Annotated in this window: 13 protein-coding genes and 1 pseudogene; 9 read left to right on the top strand and 5 right to left on the bottom strand. The window is 72.9% G+C overall.

Features of this window, described 5'->3' with window-relative positions:
• Positions 1-157: 157 nt before the first annotated feature.
• The 5 genes from EF879_RS18975 (at position 158) to EF879_RS18955 (ending at position 5,919) form a co-directional block, all read left to right on the top strand.
• Positions 158-1,441 carry a citrate synthase gene (locus tag EF879_RS18975; RefSeq protein ID WP_123560452.1) on the top strand — a complete coding sequence of 428 codons (1,284 nt, stop codon included), beginning with the start codon at positions 158-160 and terminating at the stop codon, positions 1,439-1,441.
• Between the two features lie 331 nt (positions 1,442-1,772).
• A complete protein-coding gene (locus EF879_RS18970) occupies positions 1,773-2,510 on the top strand; it encodes an acetate uptake transporter family protein (RefSeq protein ID WP_123560450.1) in 738 nt (245 codons plus the stop codon).
• A gap of 191 nt (positions 2,511-2,701) precedes the next feature.
• On the top strand, positions 2,702-3,652 hold the full coding sequence (locus EF879_RS18965; protein ID WP_123560762.1) for an SRPBCC family protein: 951 nt from the start codon (positions 2,702-2,704) through the stop codon (positions 3,650-3,652).
• Positions 3,653-3,673: 21 nt separating this feature from the next.
• Positions 3,674-4,846, top strand: a complete 1,173-nt coding sequence (locus EF879_RS18960) for a zinc-dependent alcohol dehydrogenase (RefSeq protein WP_123560448.1) — start codon at positions 3,674-3,676, stop codon at positions 4,844-4,846.
• A gap of 113 nt (positions 4,847-4,959) precedes the next feature.
• On the top strand, positions 4,960-5,919 hold the full coding sequence (locus EF879_RS18955; RefSeq protein WP_123560760.1) for a PrsW family glutamic-type intramembrane protease: 960 nt from the start codon (positions 4,960-4,962) through the stop codon (positions 5,917-5,919).
• A gap of 147 nt (positions 5,920-6,066) precedes the next feature.
• Here the strand turns inward: EF879_RS18955 and EF879_RS28855 are convergent.
• Together EF879_RS28855 and EF879_RS18945 are read right to left on the bottom strand one after the other, a co-directional pair.
• Positions 6,067-6,825: pseudogene (locus tag EF879_RS28855) on the bottom strand (DMT family transporter); the annotation flags it as partial.
• 269 nt (positions 6,826-7,094) lie between these two features.
• Positions 7,095-7,628, bottom strand: coding sequence for a hypothetical protein (locus EF879_RS18945; protein ID WP_123560444.1), 534 nt, complete (start codon positions 7,626-7,628; stop codon positions 7,095-7,097).
• Positions 7,629-7,862: 234 nt separating this feature from the next.
• On the opposite strand from EF879_RS18945, the gene EF879_RS18940 reads away from it, so the two are divergent.
• From EF879_RS18940 to EF879_RS18925, 4 genes are all read left to right on the top strand, one after another.
• A complete protein-coding gene (locus tag EF879_RS18940) occupies positions 7,863-8,987 on the top strand; it encodes a Vms1/Ankzf1 family peptidyl-tRNA hydrolase (RefSeq protein WP_123560442.1) in 1,125 nt (374 codons plus the stop codon).
• A complete protein-coding gene (locus EF879_RS18935) occupies positions 8,980-10,887 on the top strand; it encodes a thiamine pyrophosphate-binding protein (RefSeq protein ID WP_233604570.1) in 1,908 nt (635 codons plus the stop codon). The genes EF879_RS18940 and EF879_RS18935 overlap by 8 nt, the downstream gene beginning before the upstream one ends.
• 151 nt (positions 10,888-11,038) lie before the next feature.
• A complete protein-coding gene (locus EF879_RS18930; RefSeq protein WP_123560758.1) occupies positions 11,039-12,448 on the top strand; it encodes a hypothetical protein in 1,410 nt (469 codons plus the stop codon).
• Between the two features lie 245 nt (positions 12,449-12,693).
• Entirely contained in the window at positions 12,694-13,830 is a 1,137-nt protein-coding gene (locus tag EF879_RS18925; protein WP_123560438.1) for a SigB/SigF/SigG family RNA polymerase sigma factor, read from the top strand.
• Between the two features lie 14 nt (positions 13,831-13,844).
• Here EF879_RS18925 and ctaD read toward each other — a convergent pair whose 3' ends face one another.
• From ctaD to EF879_RS18910, 3 genes are all read right to left on the bottom strand, one after another.
• Positions 13,845-15,890, bottom strand: coding sequence for a cytochrome c oxidase subunit I (ctaD, locus tag EF879_RS18920; protein WP_123560436.1), 2,046 nt, complete (start codon positions 15,888-15,890; stop codon positions 13,845-13,847).
• Positions 15,891-16,069: 179 nt separating this feature from the next.
• Positions 16,070-17,251, bottom strand: a complete 1,182-nt coding sequence (locus tag EF879_RS18915; protein WP_123560434.1) for a glycosyltransferase — start codon at positions 17,249-17,251, stop codon at positions 16,070-16,072.
• 145 nt (positions 17,252-17,396) lie between these two features.
• Positions 17,397-18,404, bottom strand: a complete 1,008-nt coding sequence (locus EF879_RS18910; protein ID WP_123560432.1) for a glucosyl-3-phosphoglycerate synthase — start codon at positions 18,402-18,404, stop codon at positions 17,397-17,399.
• Between the last annotated feature and the right edge of the window lie 180 nt (positions 18,405-18,584).

Below are 18,584 nucleotides of genomic sequence, written 5' to 3'. Positions count from 1 at the left end.
CGGCCGGGCCTAGCAGCTTTACCGCGTCGTGGCAAACCTGTTGCCGGCGTGATGCATCACTCACCCGCCGACCACGCCAGGGGCTTCGCTAGCCTTCACGACTACCGTAAAAGTGAAGGCAATTCAACGTAGATTCTGCCGGCGAAGCGAGGAACGCATGACGGATGTCAAACTCGACCACCCCGGCGGACAGCTGTCGATACCGGTCAAGCACGCCGTCGACGGCCCGTCCGGGGTAGCGGTCAGCAATCTGTTGAAGGAGACGGGGTACGTCACCTACGACCCCGGCTTCGTCAACACCGCCGCCTGCTCCTCTCAGATCACCTACATCGATGGTGACGCGGGGATCCTGCGTTACCGTGGCTACCCCATCGAACAGCTGGCCGAGAACTCGTCGTTCCTCGAGGTCTCCTACCTGCTGATCTACGGTGAGTTGCCGACCGCGCAGCAGCTCGCCGAGTTCGATGGCCGGATCCGGCGGCACTCGCTGCTGCACGAGGAGATGCGCCGGTTCTTCGACGGCTTCCCCCGCGACGCCCATCCGATGGCGGTGCTCTCCTCCGCGGTGAGCGCCATCTCGACGTTCTACCAGGACAGTCTGGACCCGTTCGACCCGGAGCACGTGGAGATTTCCACGTACCGGCTGATGGCCAAGGTCCCCACCATCGCCTCGTATGCCTACAAGAAGTCCATCGGGCAGGCGATGCTGTACCCGGACAACTCGCTCGGGTACGTGGAGAACTTCCTCCGGCTGACCTTCGGGGTGCCGGCCGAGCCGTACGAGGTCGACCCGGTGGTGGCCCGGGTGCTGGACATGCTCTTCGTGCTGCACGCCGACCACGAGCAGAACTGCTCCACCTCTACCGTCCGGTTGGTCGGCTCCAGCAACGCCAACCTCTTCGCCTCGGTCTCGGCCGGGGTGAACGCGCTGTTCGGGCCGCTGCACGGCGGCGCGAACCAGGCGGTGCTGGAGATGCTGGAGCGGATCCAGGCCGAGGGCGGCGACGTGCCGGCCTTTGTCCGGCGGGTGAAGAACAAGGAGCCCGGCGTCAAGCTGATGGGCTTCGGGCACCGGGTCTACAAGAACTACGACCCGCGGGCGGCGATCGTCAAGAAGGCCGCCCAGGACGTCCTCGCCCGGATGAACAAGCCGGACCCGCTGCTGGACCTGGCGATGCAGCTGGAGGAGATCGCCCTCGCGGACGACTACTTCATCTCGCGCAAGCTGTACCCCAACGTCGACTTCTACACCGGCCTGATCTACAAGGCCATGGGCTTCCCGACCAAGATGTTCACCGTCCTGTTCGCGCTGGGCCGGCTGCCGGGCTGGATCGCGCAGTGGCGGGAGATGATCGCGGACCCGGCGACCAAGATCGGTCGCCCGCGGCAGATCTACACGGGTTACGGCGAGCGGGAGTACGTACCGATCGAGAAGCGCTGACCGTCCCGCTTCCACCCGGTCGTCCCACCGGCCGCCGACGCACCGCGTCGGCGGCCGGTTTCGCTTTCCGCCCGGGTGGCGGCCGCCGTCGGACCTTGGCCCCGGTGGGCGCGCCGCCCGCCTCCCTCAGCCTCTGGGCGCATGCCGACCTTCCGGTACGGGCGTGGACCGTCCCGCCGCGTCGGACGCGTCGTGGGTGCCGCCGGCGTCCGACGTACGCCCCCGGATCCCGTCGTTCCGTGTAACGGCTCCGCTCCCGGGTAGACCCCGGTGGCCCTGTGGCCGACCGCGTCTCGGCGGTTGCGCACCGCCCGCGAAGAAGGAGCCTGTGATGAGCCATATGTCACGACCGGCGTCGGCACAACCGAGCCACGACGGCGAGTTCGAGTTCTGGCGCAACCACGCCCACATCTCGTTGCAGCCGGTGGCGGCCCCGTCGATCCTGGGGCTCTTCGGTTTCGCGGCGGCTACCTTCGTCGTCGCCACCAACCTCGCCGGCTGGTACGGCGACACCGTCACGACCCCGCACTTCCTGTTCCCCTTCGCCGCGCTGACGGGCGGGCTCGCCCAGTTCCTGGCCGGGATGTGGGCGTACCGGGCCCGGGACGGGTTGGCCACCGCGATGCACGGCGTCTGGGGCGCCTTCTGGCTCTCCTACGGCATCCTCTTCCTGCTCTTCGCGACCGGGGTGCTGGTCCAGCCCACCCCGTTCGTCGCGCTGGGCTACTGGTTCATCGCGCTCGCGGCGATCACCTGGTCGGGCGCCTTCGCCGCGCTGGCCGACAACCTCGGGGTGGCGGGCGTCCTGGCGACGCTCGCCGCGGGCTCGACCTGCCAGGCCGTCGGCCAGCTCGCCGACATCTCGGCCTGGCGGACCGTCGGCGCCTACTTCTTCCTCGCCTCCGCGGTGATCGCCTGGTACACCGCCACCGCCATGATGCTCGAGGGGACGTTCCGGCGGGTCATCCTGCCGATCGGCAAGATGCGCGGCCCGAACCTTCCGGGTCGGGAGCCACGGCAGGTCATCCAGTTCCTGGCCGGGGAGCCGGGCGTCAAGGTCGGCCAGTGACCCGTCGGTCCGCCGGTCGGGCGGAGGTGCCGACCGGCGGATTCCCCAGGCACCGACCGCGGCATTTCTCGCTGCTTCACGGATGCTGTGGGTACTAGCCCGATAGGGTTGGTATGCCCGGTTCGGTCGGCCCGTCTCCACGACACCGCCGGCCAGGGAGAGACGGCCAGGTGGGAGCGGACGTGACGGCGATGGGTGGTGCACCACTGGACAGCCCGGCCGGGGAGCCCCGGGGACGGTTCCTGCCGCGCGCGCTCGGCGTGCTGAGCCTCGGCCTCGGCGCCGCGGCGCTCGGCACGCCGGGTCTGGTCAGCCGGGTGATCGGGGTCGACGACTCGGCGCTCGCCCGGACGGTCCTGCTGCGCGCGGTCGGCGTTCGCGAGCTCGTCCCGGTGGCCGGGCTGCTGGCCAGCGGGACACCGGCCGGCTGGGTCTGGGGCCGGGTCGCCGGTGACACCATGGACCTGGTCGCGCTTGCCGTGGCGTGGCGCGACCGGCGGGGCGAGCGGCGTCGGCGGGTTGGCAACGCCCTGGCCGCGGTCGCCGGCATCACCGCGCTCGACCTGCTGGCGGCCGTGCTGGCCAGCCGGGCCGCCACGAGCCGGCGGCGGGCGTTTCGGGCGAGCGCGACCGTGACGGTCAACCGTCCCGCCGACGAGGTGTACCGGTTCTGGCGCGACCTCGAGAACCTGCCCCGGTTCATGTACCACCTGGAGTCGGTGCGCGCCGACGGCGACGGCCGGTCGCACTGGACGGTGCGCGCCCCGGGTGGCCGCCGGGTCGAGTGGGACGCCGAGATCGTGGACGACAACCTCAGCGAGCTGATCTCCTGGCGGTCGGTCAAGGGCGCCCGGGTACCCAACGCGGGACGGGTCCGGTTCGCCCGGGCCGCCGGTGGCCGGGGGACCGAGGTGCGGGTCGACCTCGTCTACGCCCCGCCGGCCGGCGCCCTCGGACGGGCCGTCGCGAAGCTCTTCGGGGAGGAGCCCGGACAGCAGGTCAGGGACGACCTGCGTCGGTTCAAGCAGGTGATCGAGACGGGTGAGGTCGTCCGCTCCGACGGCAGCCCGGAGGGGCTCGCCACCCGGCAGCAGCTCCGGCAGCGGCCGGCGCGACCCGCGGCCGACCGGGCGCCCCGCTGACGGCACCCTCCGGAGGGACAGATGAAGGCGAACTGCTGGCAGGGCCGCGACTCCGTCGCGATCGAGGAGGTGCCCGAGCCGCGGATCATGAACGCCCGGGACGCGATCGTCCGGATCACCAGCACCGCCATCTGCGGCTCGGACCTGCACCTCTTCCACGGCTACATCCCGACCGTGAAGAAGGGTGACATTCTCGGCCACGAGTTCATGGGCGAGGTCGTCGAGGTGGGGCCCGAGGTGCACAACCTGCGGGTCGGCGACCGGGTGGTGGTGCCGTTCCCGATCGCCTGTGGCAGCTGCGCCGCATGCCAGTCCGGGCTCTACTCGCTCTGCGAGAACTCCAACCCCAACGCGGGAATCGCGGAGAAGCTGCTGGGGCATTCGCCGGGCGGCATCTTCGGCTACTCGCACATGCTCGGCGGGTACGCCGGCGGCCAGGCCGAGTACGCCCGGGTGCCCTTCGCCGACGTCGGACCGATCACGGTCCCCGACGACCTTCCGGACGAGAAGGTGCTGCTCCTCTCCGACGTCTTTCCCACCGGTTACATGGGGGCGGAACTGTGTGGCATCACCGGCGGCGAGGTCATCGCGGTCTGGGGCGCCGGAGCGGTCGGGCTGCTCGCGATGCGCAGCGCGTACCTGCTCGGTGCCGAGCGGGTGATCGCGATCGACCGGTTCCCGTACCGACTGCGGCTGGCCCGGGAGCGGGTCGGTGCGGAGCCCCTGAACTACGAGGAGACCGACGTCGTCGAGGCGCTGCGGGACATGACCGGCGGCCGGGGACCGGACGCGTGCATCGACGCGGTCGGTATGGAGGGGCACCACTCGTCCGCGCTGCTCGACGCGTACGACCGGACGAAGCAGTCGGTCCGGCTGGAGACCGAGCGGCCGCACGCCCTGCGTGAGGCGATCATGAGTTGCCGCAACGGGGGGACGGTCTCGGTGATCGGGGCGTACGGCGGATTCATGGACAAGTTTCCGATCGGGTCGCTGATGAACCGCTCGATCACGTTGCGCACCGGCCAGTGCCACGTCCAGCGCTACACCCGGCTGCTGCTGGACCGGATCCGCCGGGGCGAGATCGACCCGAGCTTCGTCATCTCGCACCGGCTGCGCCTCGAGGACGCGCCGGTCGGCTTCGAGATGTTCCGGCAGAAGCAGGACGACTGCACCAAGGTGGTGCTGAAGCCCTGACCCGGGCGTCCGCCCGGGCCGCCGGGCGATCGTCCGCCGGTGTCCGGCACGTTCGGCCGCACCACCGGCGGGTACGCCGGGAAACCGGACCCGGTATCCCGGTGGAGGAGTCGATGGACGACGCCGGCAGGCGGTGGACGGCGGCGGTTCCCGTCCCGCCCCGGCGCTTCTGGCTGCGGGTCTTCCTGGTCGGGCTGGCGCTCTGGCTTGCCACGGTCGTGGTCATCTTCCTGACCCGGAACCCCACCCTGCTGCCGACCCTGGTGCTGCTCGGCAGTTTCCTGGTCCCGGTGACGTTCGTGACCTGGGCCTTCGAGCGCCGGGACACCGGTGAGGTAACGGTGACGCTGGTCTTCGCGACCTTCCTCGCCGGCGGGGTTCTCGGTGTGCTCGGTTCGGCGGTGCTGGAGTCGTACCTGCTGCGACCGTCCGTGGTGCTCTTCCTCAGCGTCGGCCTGATCGAGGAGGCCGCGAAACTGGCCGCGTTGGCCCTGCTGACCCGGCGCCTGGCGGTGAAGACGCTGCGGGACGGGATGATCCTCGGCGCCGCCGTCGGCTTCGGCTTCTCGGCACTGGAGTCGGCCGGGTACGCCTTCATCGCCCTCTTCACCGTGCAGGGTCTCTCGGTGGTGCAGGTGGTGCTGACCGAGATCCTCCGGGGCCTGGTGGCGCCGGTCGGGCACGGGCTCTGGACCGCCATCCTCGGCGGGGTGCTCTTCGCCACGAGCACCCGGGACCACGTCGTGGTCGGGTCCCGGCTCCTGCTCGCCTATCTCGGGGTCGCGGTGCTGCACGCGCTCTGGGACGCGATGCACGTGATCGCGCTGTACCTGACCCTGCTGCTGACCGGGGATCTCGGCGCGCCGGTCAGCGGCACCGGTTCCCTGGAACGGCCGACCCCGGGACAGGCGGTGCTGATGCCGGTACTGGAAGGGCTGGGGCTGGCGGCCGTCGCCGTGCTCGGGGTCGTCTGGCTGCTGGTGCTGTGGCGGTCCGGCCGCCGCGGGTGGGGGCGACCGTCGCACGGATGGCGGGTGCCGACCGGGTCCACGGCAGGCGTACCGCGGCGGTGAGCCGGCCCGGAGTCCGGACACCGCGGCGCCGCCGGGGGCGGGGCCGGACCGTGGCGGTCCCGGGCGCTCCGCCTCGGCGAGCAGCAGTACGCCCCAGGCGGCGAGACCGGCCCCGACGAGGGCGGCCAGGCCGCCCCAGACCCCGCCCGAGGTCCGCTCGCCGAGCAGCAGGATGGCGATCCCGGCCGAGGCGACCGGATTGGCGAGGGTGGCGGTGGCGAGTGGGGCGCCCAGGCCGCCCTGGTAGGCGACCTGGGACAGGAGCAGCCCGGCCGTGGCCATCCCGGCCAGCACCAGCAGCAACCCCACGGTCGGTACGACCGGCCCCCGCTGGCCGACGAGCCCGGACACCAGCTGGGTGAGGGCCGAGGCGACCGCGAAGGCGATCCCGGCGGCGGTAGCGGTGAGCAGGCTGCGGGGCACCGCCGTGCGGCAGGCCCGGCCGGTCAACACCAGCCCGGCCACCGACGCCGTGGCGACCGCGGCCAGCAGCCAGCCCTGGTCGGTCTCCAGGTCGTGTACGCCGGCCCCGGGCACGGTCACCGTGAGGAACAGGACCAGCCCCACCACGGTCGCGGCCGCGCCGAGCCACTGCCGGGCGGAGGGGCGTCGGCCGATCGCCGCCGCGCCGATCGGCAGGGCGAGGACCAGGGTCAACACCCCCAGGGGCTGTACGACGGAGAGCGGGCCGTAGGCCAGCGCCGCCACGTGCAGGGCGGCGCCGGTGCCGTTCAGCGCCACGGAGCCCCACCAGCCGACCCGGCCGAGGACGCTGGCGAGGTAGCCACGTCCGGTCACCACCGCCGGGGCGGCCCGGGCCGCGAGCCGCTCCTGCAGGACCGCCGCGGCCGCGTACGCCGCCGCCGAGGCGACGGAGAGGGCGACCGACAGCGCCAATCCGGTCACCGCCGGCACCAGGGATGACTGCGCATCATGCAGACATGATCCACCGACGGTGGCGCCCTGGCGTCATCCCGTGGTCGGCATCTTGGGATCCGCCCTCAGGAGTATCCCGGGCCCGGGTGACTCCGCCCCGCGGCGGGGGCGGCACCACCCCACGGTCGGTCCACGCGGCCGCCCGGCGGTCCGGTGGGGCCGCGGGCGGCGGGCGGGCCGGTGCCGGCGGTCAGGTGCGGCCGCGACCGTGTCGATCCCCGGACCGGGGTACGGCGGCCTCAGGTCGCGAGGACGATCCAGGCGGTGAGCCCACCGAGGAGCAGCAGCCCGATCATCGCCTGAAGCAGCAGGGCCGGCCCCAGGTGCGACCAGACGGTCGGGGTCCGTGGGGTGAGCAGTTGTCCGGTGGTGAGGTTGACGATCCGCTCCACCCGGGGGGCGAGCCCGGCGTCCTTCTGGGACCGGACGGTGACCTGGATGTGGTCGCGGGGCTCCAGCGCGCTCTGCGGGAGGTGGCCGTGGATCTCCACCTCGCAGAGCACGCCGGTGTCGTCGCGGAGCCGCAGTGGGGTGACCAGGAACTCGGGGCCCTTGCGGAGGTCCTTCCAGCGCGGTCGGTCGCCCGGGCGCAGCGCCGCGGCGACCGGCCGGAGCACCAGGCGGAACAGTCCGGCGGTGACGAGTACGGCGATGAGGATCGGCTGCCGGACCCGGATCTCCCGGGAATATCCCTCGAGGAGCCGGACGACGTGTCCGGTGATGACCGGTCCGCTGCGCCACGCTACCCGCTCGGGAAACAGGTCATGATCCATGTTCTCACCACCGAGAGTTCGCTTTCCGTAACAAATTGTATTGATCATGGGGGTGAATCGGAATGAGTGAATGGACTCACGTCGTCGCCGGGACACCGTCGACCCCGGTGCCCGCCGCGACCGTCGCCGGCCCGGCACGGTCGTCCACCGACCACCCCGGGCCGGGTGGGAGCCGAGGTGACAAGCCGAGCGGGACGGGTATCCCCCGGAACGACCTTGGAGAGGGGACGACCCATGCAGCTGTCCTTCCTGCGCCCGATCTGTGCCCATCCCGGCCCGTGGGCGTCGGTCTACCTGGACGCCTCCCGGGACACCCACGACGCGCACCCCGCCCTGGACGTCCGCTGGCGGAACCTCCAGGAACGGCTTCGGGAGCAGGGGACCGACGCGCGGACCGTCGGCGCGCTCGACGAGGTGGTCCGCGGCCACGACCCGATGCCCGGCGACTACGGACTCGCCGTGTTCGCTGCCGGCGGCCGGGTGATGCTGACCGAGTACCTCTCCGCGCCACCGCTGAAGGACATCGCCGCGTTCGGGCCGATCGCGCACACCATGCCGCTGGTGGCCCAGCGGGGTGAGCAGATCCCGTGGGTCCGGGTACTGGCCAGCCGCACCGGCGCCGAGCTGACCGCGGTGAGCGCCGGTGGCGTGCCGCGGCACGCACGGGTCCGGGGCGGCAACCAGTGGCCGATCCGGAAGGTCGACCCGGGAGGCTGGTCGCAACGGCACTTCCAGCAGGGGGCGCAGCTGACCTGGCAACGCAACGCCGGGGACGCCGCGTCCGCCACCGCCCAGCTCGCCGAGCGGGTCGGCGCCGAGGTGATCGTGGTCGCCGGCGAGACCCGGGCCCGGCAGCTGCTCGCGGACCAGCTTCCGGAGTTCTGGCGGGACCGGGTGGTGCAGACCGATGCCGGCTTCCCGGCGGCCGGGGCCGACCAGGGGGCGTTGGACGACGTCACGGTCCAGGCCATCGCCGAGGTCGCCGCCGCGCACACCGACGTCGCGCTCGACAGGTTCGGCATGCAGCAGCACGTCGGCAAGGGACTGAACGCGGTGGTGGCCGCGCTGCAGCGTGGCCAGGTGGACACCATGCTCATCGTCGACGACCCGTCCTCGACCGCGCAGCTCTGGATCGGCCCCGAGCCGACCGACATCGCCACCTCGGCCGAGGAACTCCGGGAGCTGTCGGTGGCGGATCCCCGGCAGGTCCGGGCCGACGCCGCGCTGGTGCGGGCCCTGGTCGGCACCGACGCCGGCGTGACCGTGCTCGACCGCGACCAGGCGCCGGAGCTGACCGACGGGGTCGGCGCCGTGCTCCGGTACGTCGACGCCAGCACCCCGGTGGGCAGCCGTGGCTGAACGGGGGAGGTCGGCACCGGGGACGGCGGGACGGGCCGTGGTCGCCGGCCCGTCCCGGACCATCGCCGACCTGGTGGTGGAGCGGCTACGGGCCTGGCGGGTGCCCCGGGTCTTCGGCCATCCCGGCGAGGGGGTCGCCCTGATCGTCGAGGCGCTGCGCCGGGCCGGGGGTGACCCGGCCTTCGTCCCCTCCCGGCACGAGGAGGCGGCCGGCTTCATGGCCGTGGGGCACGCCAAGTACACCGGCGGGGTCGGGGTCTGTCTGGCCACCCAGGGCCCCGGCGCGCTGCACCTGCTGGGCGGCCTCTACGACGCCAAGCTCGACAGCAAGCCGGTGGTGGCGATCGTCGGCCAGCAGACGTACAGCGCCCTCGGCAGCGCGTACCAGGAGATCGAGCTGCCCCGGCTCTTCAGCGACGTCTGCGCCCCGTTCCTGCGGATCGCGGCGGTCGCCGAGCAGGTGCCGTACCTGATCGACCAGGCCGTCCGGACCGCGGTCTCCACCCGGAGCCCGACCTGCCTGGTGGTTCCGCACGACCTGCTCCAGCAGCCGGTGCCGGACGGGATGCCGCACCCGGACGGCGGCGGGGTGATCGCCGCGTCACCCGGGCTGCCACCGGCCCGGGTGGTGCCGCACGAGAAGGACCTCAACGCCGCCGCCCAGCTGCTCAGCTCCGGCCAGCGGGTCGCCATCCTCGTCGGACAGGGCGGGTACGGCGCGGCCGAGGAGATCATGGCGTTGGCCGACCGGCTCGACGCCGGGGTGGCGACGTCGCTGCTCGGCAAGCCGGTCCTGGACGAGCGGCTGCCGTACCACACCGGGGTGCTGGGGCAGGTCGGCACCGAGGCCAGTGCCCAGTTGATGGCCGCCTGCGACACCCTGCTGATGATCGGCACCAACGATCCGTGGACCGGCTACTACCCGGTGCCGGGCCAGGCCACCACGGTGCAGATCGACATCGACGGCAGCCGGTTGGCGAGCCGCTACCCGGTCGACGTCCCGCTGATCGGCGACGCGCGGGAGACGCTGCGCGCGTTGCTGCCCCTGGTGCCCGCCCGGGACAACCGCGACTGGCGCGACCTGGTCGAGGCCGCCGTCGACCGGGCCCGGAGCGAGACCAGCGCCCGCGCCGAGTCGCCGGCCCGGCAGGTGAACCCCCGGCTGGTCCTGCACGAACTCTCGCCCCGGCTGCCTCTCGACGCATCGGTGGCGGTGGACGTCGGGTCGGTCACCTACTGGTACGCCCGACACCTGCAGCTGCCGCCCGGGGCCCAGGCCCACCTCTGCGGCACCCTCGCCTCGGTGGGTACCGCCCTCCCGTACGCGGTCGCGGCGAAGCTCGCCGCCCCGGACCGGCCCGTTGTCGCGCTGCTCGGGGACGGTGCCATGCAGTCCAGCGGGCTGGCGGAGCTGATCACCGTGGCCCGGCACTGGCCGGAGTGGCCGGATCCCCGGTTCGTGGTCCTCGTGCTCAACAACGGGGACCGTACGGGCCGGGCCGGTGACCCCGAGCCGGAGGGGCGGGAACCGTCCACCGGGGCGGTCCGGGCGCCCGCCGCGGACCTCGACCGCCCCGCCGGCCTGGGGCTCGCCACGCCCGACCAGGTCCGGGCGGGCAGTATCCCGTACGCCGGCTGGGCTCGGCTGCTCGGTCTGCACGGGATCCGGGTCGACCGGCCGGAGCTGGTCGGGGCGGCCTGGGAGGAGGCGTTCGCGGCGGATCGGCCCACCCTGGTCGAGGCCGTGGTCGACGCGGCGATCCCGTTGGATCCGCCGGACCGGCCCTTCGCCGACCTGCGTGGACCCACCGTCGACGGGATCGACGAGGAGACCGCCGCGGTCCGGGCCCGCGCCCAGACGCTGCGCGAGCGGGCCGCGCACGGCGCCGATCTCACCTGACCGGCCAGGCGGCGACGCTCGGGCCGGGGAGCCGGACATAACGGCTGCTCCCCCTGGATATCCCTCGCACGGCTGCTGATCGCCCGTTTAGACCCGATCCGGTCGGGAAGGCTCGGTCAGCGACCGAGGGAAGGTGAGCCCCGTGCGGGAGATTCAGGAGTTTCGGGCCGACGACGGCGTTCTGTCGCCGGAGCCGGAGCGGATCGTCTCGCCGGAGAGCCCCGGCCGGGTGCTGTTGGGCGTGGCCTCCCGGGCCACCCGGGGCCGCGACTGCGCCGACCTCGGCTACCAGCCGCTGTTGTCGCGGTTCCGGGGCGCGCCGGAGACCGTACGCCGCTCCGCGCTGGCCCGGGCCGCGGCCCGGGCGGCGGTCAGCGCCGCGCAGGCGGCGGCACTCGACGCCGAGCAGGTGGCCCGGTGGGTGGTGGACCACTACCCGCCCCGCTGGTATCCGGGGGCGGTGCTCGGGTCGCCGCACGGCGGCGCGGTCCACCTGGCCGTCGCGATGGGGGTACCGTGGCTTCCCGCCGCCTTCGACGTCTCGGTGCACTGGCCGGGCGGCGCGGTCGACGACCCGGCAGGGGCGCTCGGCTACGGGGCCCGGATGGCGGCCGCCCTGCTGCGGGCCAACCCGGGGGTCCGGGTCCGACAGGTGTACGACCCGGCGGGGCGGGGCGTCCTCGCCGGCTCCACGCTCTCCCTGGTGGTGCGGTGGCACCGTCTACCCCGGGCGTACCGGGAGTTCCTCGACAGCCGGCTGGCGTCGGGTGCGCCGGTGCTGCTGCTGCGTGACGTCCGGTCCTGGCCGGTCCTGGACGCCGGCGGCGGGCACAGCTTCCAGCTCGGCACCCCCACCAGCGGCCTGGAACCGGGCGACTTCCGGCCGGACAGCGCCCTGCTCCGGCAGGTGCTGCCCGGCGTCGGCGGCGACGGGGCGACCGGGGATCCCCCGGACTCGGGACGGCCGGGACAGGCGGAGCACGGGGTCGAGCCGGGCTTCGAGCGCGACCTGCTGGCCTGGGCGCGGGTGGCGGGCAACCCGGTGCACCGGGTGCTGTTTCCCGAGCCGGAGGCGTTGAGCGCGGCCGCCGCGGACATCTACCGCGACTGGCTGCGCGGCGCCGGAAAGAGCGGGGACCGCTGCGTGGTGGAGTGCGGCCGGCTGATCGACCCGTGGCAGGTCGTCCGGGCCGGCCTGGTCCCGTACTGGTGCGAGAACGCGACGCGGCGCAGCGTCACCGGGGCCGAGTGGTGGCTCGCCGGGAGCCTGCCGTTCAGCTCGCTCGACGTGCTGCCCGAGCCTCCCGGCCTGCGGTCGCCCGCGTTCGCCGGGTTGCCGCAGTGGCTCGCGGTCGCGTCGTTCGGTCGGCGCCGCCGCGCCCTGGACCGGGTGGCGGCGCGGGGCTACCCGGTGAGTGCGGTGGCCACCCGGCACGCCACCGAGGTGCTGCGGAACCAGCCGTACGATCTGCCCGCCCCGAGCCCGCTGCGGGCGGCCGAGGTGCTGGCCGGGCTCCGGAACAGCGGCGCGTCACCGGGGCTGCTCGTGCTGAATCCGTGATCCTACCCGCCACCGCGCGGGGCGGATCCCGCCGCGAGCAAAACTCCGCGCGGTTGTCACGTCTCGTGATTGAGTACCTACAGAGCGGGAAAGACGCCGACTGCGACCGGTCGACCACGCATTGTTGGGGCCAGCGGCGCCCGCTCGGCACGTTTGGCTGCATGTTCGCTTCCGGCCCGGTTGCCGTCGACGGCACCCGTTGACCGGTTGTGCATCCCGGGCGGGGACTCCTGAGGGAGGCGCGGATGTTCGGACAGATCACCACCACACCCCCGGCAGAGCGCGGACTGGAGGACCTGGACGCCGCCGCGCTGGCATACGCCGCACGGATCGCGGGACTGCCGCCGGAACGTCGGCAGGAGGCCCGCGACGATCTCGTACGCTTCGCGCTGCCGTTCGCCGGCCGGCTGGCCCGGCGCTACCGCGGACGCGGGGAGCCGCTGGAGGACCTCGAGCAGGTCGCCCGGTTGGGGCTGGTGAACGCCGTTGACCGGTACGACCCGGAACGGGGTTCCTTCACCGCGTACGCCGCGATCACCATCGTGGGCGAGATCAAGCGGCATTTCCGGGACCGGACCTGGGGGGTGCACGTGCCTCGCCGGCTGCGCGACCTGATTCTCGAGGTCGGGCAGGCGACGGCGGCACTCACCAGCGAGCTGTCCCGGGCGCCGAGCGTCGCGGAACTCGCGGCGCGGCTGGAGACCCCGGAGGAGGAGATCCTCGCGGCGCTGGAGTCCGCCGCCGGGTACAGCCCGGCCTCGCTCAACGCCCCGGTGGGCGGGGAGAGCTCGGCCGAGTTCGGCGACCTGGTCGGCGAGTCCGACTCCGACCTGGAGTCGGTGGACGACCGGGTCACGGTCAGCGGGCTGCTCGGCCGGCTGCCGTGGCGGGAACGCCGGATCCTCGCCATGCGGTTCTACGGAAACCAGACGCAGGCCGAGATCGCCGCCCGGTTCGGGATCTCGCAGATGCACGTCTCGCGGCTCCTCTCCCGGGCCCTCACCTGGCTGCGCCAGGCGATGCTCGCCGACACCCCCGCGCCCTGGCAGTCCGGTACGGCGGACGCGGCGAACCCGCCGGCCCGGGTCTCGGTGCGTCGCACCGGCAACCGGGTGGTCGTCGAGGCGACCGGGGAACTCGACCGGAACCTGGCCGAGCAGTTGCGGCAGGCGGTGGTCGAGGCCGTCGGCGCGGGGCATCCGGCCGAGGTGGCGATCGACCTGACCGACATCACCCGGCTCGACGGCCCGGCACTGGACGCCCTGGTGGCGGGCCGGGACGCCGCGCACCGCGCCGGGGTGCGGTGGCGGCTGGCCCGGGCGCAGCCGGCGATTCAGCCCGCGCTCACCTCCGCCGGCCTGGTCGCCCTCCCGGCCGACTGAGCGGGCCGGCCCGGTCACTCGTCTCCTTCCTCTCGCCGCTCCTCCTCCGCACGGCGCTCCGTCTCCTCCTCTTCCTGGGTGCGGCCGGTCCGCCACTGGTGGCTCTGGGTGGTGCCGCCCCGGTCGGCGTCGATGGTCTCGTCCGGCTCGGCCGGTTCGAATGCCGGCCGACGCACCTCGCCCGGATCCGGGACGACGATGGGCCGGGCGCCGGACCGGGCCGGCGGGTGGTGGGCGACCGCCTCGTCGGCACCGTGCGCACCCTCGGGCGCGGGCATCTCCGCCTCGGGGCGCGGGTGCGCGGGGTGCAACTCCTCGCGGAGGATCTGCGGCGGCCGGGTGGAGCGCTGCGGCAGGTCCCGGCCGAGGTCGGCGACGAGCGGGCCGTACTTGTCGTCGAAGGCGGGGCGTTCGGAACGGATCCGCGGCATCCGGTCGAAGTTGCGCAGCGGCGGCGGACAACTCGTCGACCACTCCAGGGAGTTGCCGTAGCCCCACGGGTCGTCGACGTCCACCATGCGCCCGAACCGCCAGGACTTCCAGACGTTGTAGATGAAGAACAGCGTGGAGGCGCCGAGGACGAACGATCCGATGGTGGAGATCGTGTGCAGGGTGGTGAACCCGTCGGTCGGCAGATAGTCGGCGTACCGCCGTGGCATCCCCTCGGTGCCGAGCCAGTGCTGGACGAGGAACGTGACGTGGAAGCCGACGAACATCGTCCAGAAGTGGACGCGGCCGAGCCGCTCGTCCAGCAGGCGCCCGGTCATCTTCGGGAACCAGAAGTACACGCCGCCGAAGGCCGCGAAGACGATCGTGCCGAACATGACGTAGTGGAAGTGGGCGACGACGAAGTACGTGTCGGTGGTGTGGAAGTCCACCGGCGGGCTGGCCAGGAGGACACCCGTGAGGCCCCCGAGCAGGAACGTCACCAGGAACCCGACCGCGAACAGCATCGGGGTCTCGAAGGTGAGCTGGCCCTTCCACATGGTGCCGATCCAGTTGAAGAACTTCACCCCGGTGGGCACCGCGATCAGGTAACTCAGGATGCTGAAGAACGGCAGCAGCACCTGGCCGGTGCCGAACATGTGGTGCGCCCAGACGGCCATCGAGAGGATCGTGATCGCCACGGTCGCGAGGACCAGACCCTTGTAGCCGAAGATCGGCTTCCGGGCGAAGACCGGGATGATCTCGGTGATGATGCCGAAGAACGGCAGCGCGATGATGTAGACCTCGGGATGGCCGAAGAACCAGAACAGGTGCTGCCAGAGCAGTGGCCCGGAGGTGGCCGGATCGTAGACGTGCGCGTCGAGCCTTCGGTCGGCGTAGAGCGCCAGCAGGGCGGCGGCCAGCAGCGGAAAGACGAAGATCACCAGCAGCGAGGTGAAGAGCATGTTCCAGGTGAAGATCGGCATCCGGAACATGGTCATTCCCGGCGCCCGCAGGGTGAGGATGGTGGTGATCATGTTGACCGCGCCGAGGATGGTGCCGAGCCCCGAGATCACCAGCCCGATCACCCACATGTCCGCACCGACCCCGGGGGAGTGCTGGTAGCGGCTCAGCGGGGTGTACGCGGTCCAGCCGAAGTCCGCCGAGCCGCCGGGGCTGAGGAAGCCGGCGACCACGATCGCGCCGCCCAGCAGGTAGAGCCAGTACGCCAGCGCGTTCAGCCGGGGGAAGGCCACGTCCGGAGCGCCGATCTGCAACGGCACGATGTAGTTGGCGAACGCGAAGGCCAGCGGGGTGGCGAAGAGCAGCAGCATGACCGTGCCGTGCGCGGTGAAGAGCTGGTTGTACTGCTCCGGGGAGAGGAACTGCAGGCCCGGCCGGCCCAGTTCGGCGCGCATCAGCAGCGCCATGATCCCGGCGATCACGAAGAAGACGAAGCCGGTGGTCATGTAGAGCAGGCCGATCTGCTTCGCGTCGGTGGTCCCGAGCAGCCGGGTCAGCGCGCTGCCCCGGATCGCCTTTCGCACCGGCCCCGGATAGCTGCCCGAGCGCGCGGGCGCCAGGATCAGCGGTCCCCGATCCTGTCCCGGTTCGGTAACCACCCGTTTCGGCATCCGACTCACCCCGTGCATCGCCTTCGGCCAGGACGGGCGGGTGGCTACCCGGTATTTCGCCGGCGAAACCCGGCAGCTCGGAAAATTTCGGGATTTCCGCCCCGGAGAGCGGAAACCGGACCCCGGGGCGGTCGAAGTGAGTCAGCGGGGGGTCCGGGATCACCGCGCACCCGACCTGCTTACCGGCGGCCTCCGCCGTCGGTTCGGTCTCCGTCCGCCGCTGCCGTCGCCGGCAGCCGGCGTACCCGCTCGTACAGTTCCACGTAACGTTCGGCCATCGTCGCCGGGGTGAACCGCCGACTCGCCTCGCGCCGGCACTCCCGGGCGTCGAGCCGGGCCACGGCGGGCACCAGGTCAGCCAGGGCGTCCCCGTCCTCGGCGAGCAGCCCGGTCCGGCCGTGCTCGACCAGTTCGGGCAGGCAGCCGCGACCGACGGCCAGCACCGGGGTGCCGAGGGCCAGCGACTCGATCACCGCGGTACCGCCCGGCTCCTCCCAGCAGAGCGGGAAGAGGCTGGCTCGGGCCCGCCCCACCAGCTCGTCCCGGTCGGCGCCGGCCACCGTTCCGATCCAGCGCACCCGTACGCCGTCGACCAGCGGCGCGACCTGTTCCCGCCAGTACCGCACGTCGGGGTTCTGGTCCGCCTCCGGCCCGGCCGTGGCCAGCTCCTCCGGCCGCCGGTACGGCCCGACCGGCCCGGCAAGGACCAGGTCGAACCCGGCCTCGTGGGCCAGCCGCGCCCCGAGGTGCTGCCCCTTGCCCGGGGTGATCCGGCCGAGGATCACCAGGTGGTCGGCCTTCTCCCCGGTTGGGCGCCGGTCCGCGCCGACGGCCAGCGGGGTGGCGAGATGGACGTGCCCGACGGCGTGGTCGCGCAGTGCCCGGGGCGCCCGCGCCAGCTGGGCGGCGGAGACCCCGTTGACCCGTACCCGGTCGCCGCCGTCGACGTACCCGTAGAGGTCGGGGTGTTTGCCCAGGTCCCAGTGGAGGGTGTGCAGGGCCGGCCGGGCCCCGGGACCCATCGCGCTGAGCACGGCCAGTCCGACCGCCTCCACGTGATCGTGTACCAGGTCGATGTCGTCCCGCTCCCGCAGCGCCCGCACCACCGCGTTCAGGTGCGCGTGCGCGATCCCCATCACCTGGTTGTACGGCTTCTGCAGCGCGGCGAACTGCCCCTGGGGGAAGACCGACAGCAGCTCGTCGACCGGCAGGGTGCTGTCGGCGACCGAGGCGAGGACCACCCGGACACCGAGCCGGCGTAGCTCGGGCACGAGCGTGGCGACCACGTTCTCGATACCGCCGTAGCCGGGCGGCGGCACCGGCAGCCACGGGCCGGCGTTCATCAGTACGGTCAGGGCCACGACGAGCCCGCCTTCCGGGTCCGGCCGGCTCCGGCCGGTCCACCGCCGGCGACGCGCGGCCCGCGGCCGGTCGTGCCGTGCCCGTCGCCACCGGCGTCCGACCGGTCGACCCGCGCCGGCGCCGCACCCGGCGTCGGCCCGCCGGTCATACCGGGGCTCCCCGCAGCACGTCGCGCAGCTCGACCAGGGGCGGGCGTTCGCGAACGGAGATGTCGCTGACCACGATCTCCCGGTCGAGGTTGGGCAGGGCGGTGCTGCCGTCCCGGCGGAACTGCACCAGCAGGTTCCCCGGCGGCTCGGTGCCGTTCACCCAGCCGCGTCGCTGGAGCCGCTGCCAGACCGTGTGCATGATCTGGCCGGCCATCCGCCCCAGCGCCTCGGTGTCCTGGTGCCGGTGTAGCCGCTCGCCGAGGTCGACCTGGGCGAGCGCGTCCAGGCCGCACATCTCGAGCAGGTCGATCAGCATCGCGGTCTCGACACCGTAGCCGGAGACGAAGGGAACCCGTTCCAGGACGTCCCGCCGCCCGGCGTACTCGCCGGCCAGCGGCTGCACGAAACCGGCCAGCTCCGGCCAGAAGAGGTTGAACAGCGGCCGGGCCACCAGCTCGGTGACCCGTCCGCCCCCCTCCGCCTCGACGCCGCTGGTGCCCACCAGCGGCCGGTGGTAGAAGCCCTTCACGAACGCGACGGACGGGTCGGTGAGCAGCGGACCGAGCAGCCCGGTGACGAAATGGGGACGGAACTCGCGCAGATCGGCGTCGACGAAGGCGACCACGTCGCCGTGGGAGCCGGCCAGGCCCGCCCAGAGCGCGTCACCCTTGCCGTCGAGCCGGGGCAGGCCCCGGGTCATCTCGTCCTGGCTGATCACCCGGGCGCCGGCCGCCGCCGCGACGGCGGCGGTCGCGTCCCGGGACCGCGAGTCGACCACCACCAGTTCGTCGACCAGCGCCACCTCCTCGACCAGGCACGCCCGGATCGCCGCGACGATCGCCCCGACCGTCGCCTCCTCGTCCCGGGCGGGAATCACGACGCTGACCGTCCGGTCTGCCTTCAGGTGGGCGAGTTGTCGGGCGCTCCACTGTTCGGCCGCGCCGGTACGCCGGGTGGACCATGCTTCGAGCGCTGGTGACACGGACGTTCGCGAGCGCCGCATGGGACCAACCTCCCCAGATGCTCGGCCGGAGCCCTGCCGTGCTCCGGTGCAGCCCCACGGCTTTCCCGGCCGGCCGGGGTCTAACCGGCGCCCGGGCCCGGCGCCCGCGGGCCGGCAGCCGTGGCGCCGGGGACGGAAGGCGGTCCCGGACCGAGCGGACATCCGGGACGACACCCGACA

It is taken from the genome of Micromonospora sp. HM5-17, assembly GCF_003762835.1.
GTDB lineage: Bacteria > Actinomycetota > Actinomycetes > Mycobacteriales > Micromonosporaceae > Plantactinospora.
Note: the sequence above shows the minus strand (reverse complement) of the source record. Positions and strands in the feature narration are given on the sequence as shown.

Bases quoted from the DNA above. Each gene is read 5' to 3' on its own strand.
- EF879_RS18965 (WP_123560762.1), top strand. From the start codon at position 2,702: ATGGGTGGTGCACCACTGGACAGCCCGGCCGGGGAGCCCCGGGGACGG.
- ctaD (WP_123560436.1), bottom strand. From the start codon at position 15,890: ATGCCGAAACGGGTGGTTACCGAACCGGGACAGGATCGGGGACCGCTG.
- EF879_RS18945 (WP_123560444.1), bottom strand. From the start codon at position 7,628: ATGGATCATGACCTGTTTCCCGAGCGGGTAGCGTGGCGCAGCGGACCG.
- EF879_RS18910 (WP_123560432.1), bottom strand. From the start codon at position 18,404: ATGCGGCGCTCGCGAACGTCCGTGTCACCAGCGCTCGAAGCATGGTCC.
- EF879_RS18940 (WP_123560442.1), top strand. From the start codon at position 7,863: ATGCAGCTGTCCTTCCTGCGCCCGATCTGTGCCCATCCCGGCCCGTGG.
- EF879_RS18975 (WP_123560452.1), top strand. From the start codon at position 158: ATGACGGATGTCAAACTCGACCACCCCGGCGGACAGCTGTCGATACCG.
- EF879_RS18925 (WP_123560438.1), top strand. From the start codon at position 12,694: ATGTTCGGACAGATCACCACCACACCCCCGGCAGAGCGCGGACTGGAG.
- EF879_RS18960 (WP_123560448.1), top strand. From the start codon at position 3,674: ATGAAGGCGAACTGCTGGCAGGGCCGCGACTCCGTCGCGATCGAGGAG.
- EF879_RS18970 (WP_123560450.1), top strand. From the start codon at position 1,773: ATGAGCCATATGTCACGACCGGCGTCGGCACAACCGAGCCACGACGGC.
- EF879_RS18955 (WP_123560760.1), top strand. From the start codon at position 4,960: ATGGACGACGCCGGCAGGCGGTGGACGGCGGCGGTTCCCGTCCCGCCC.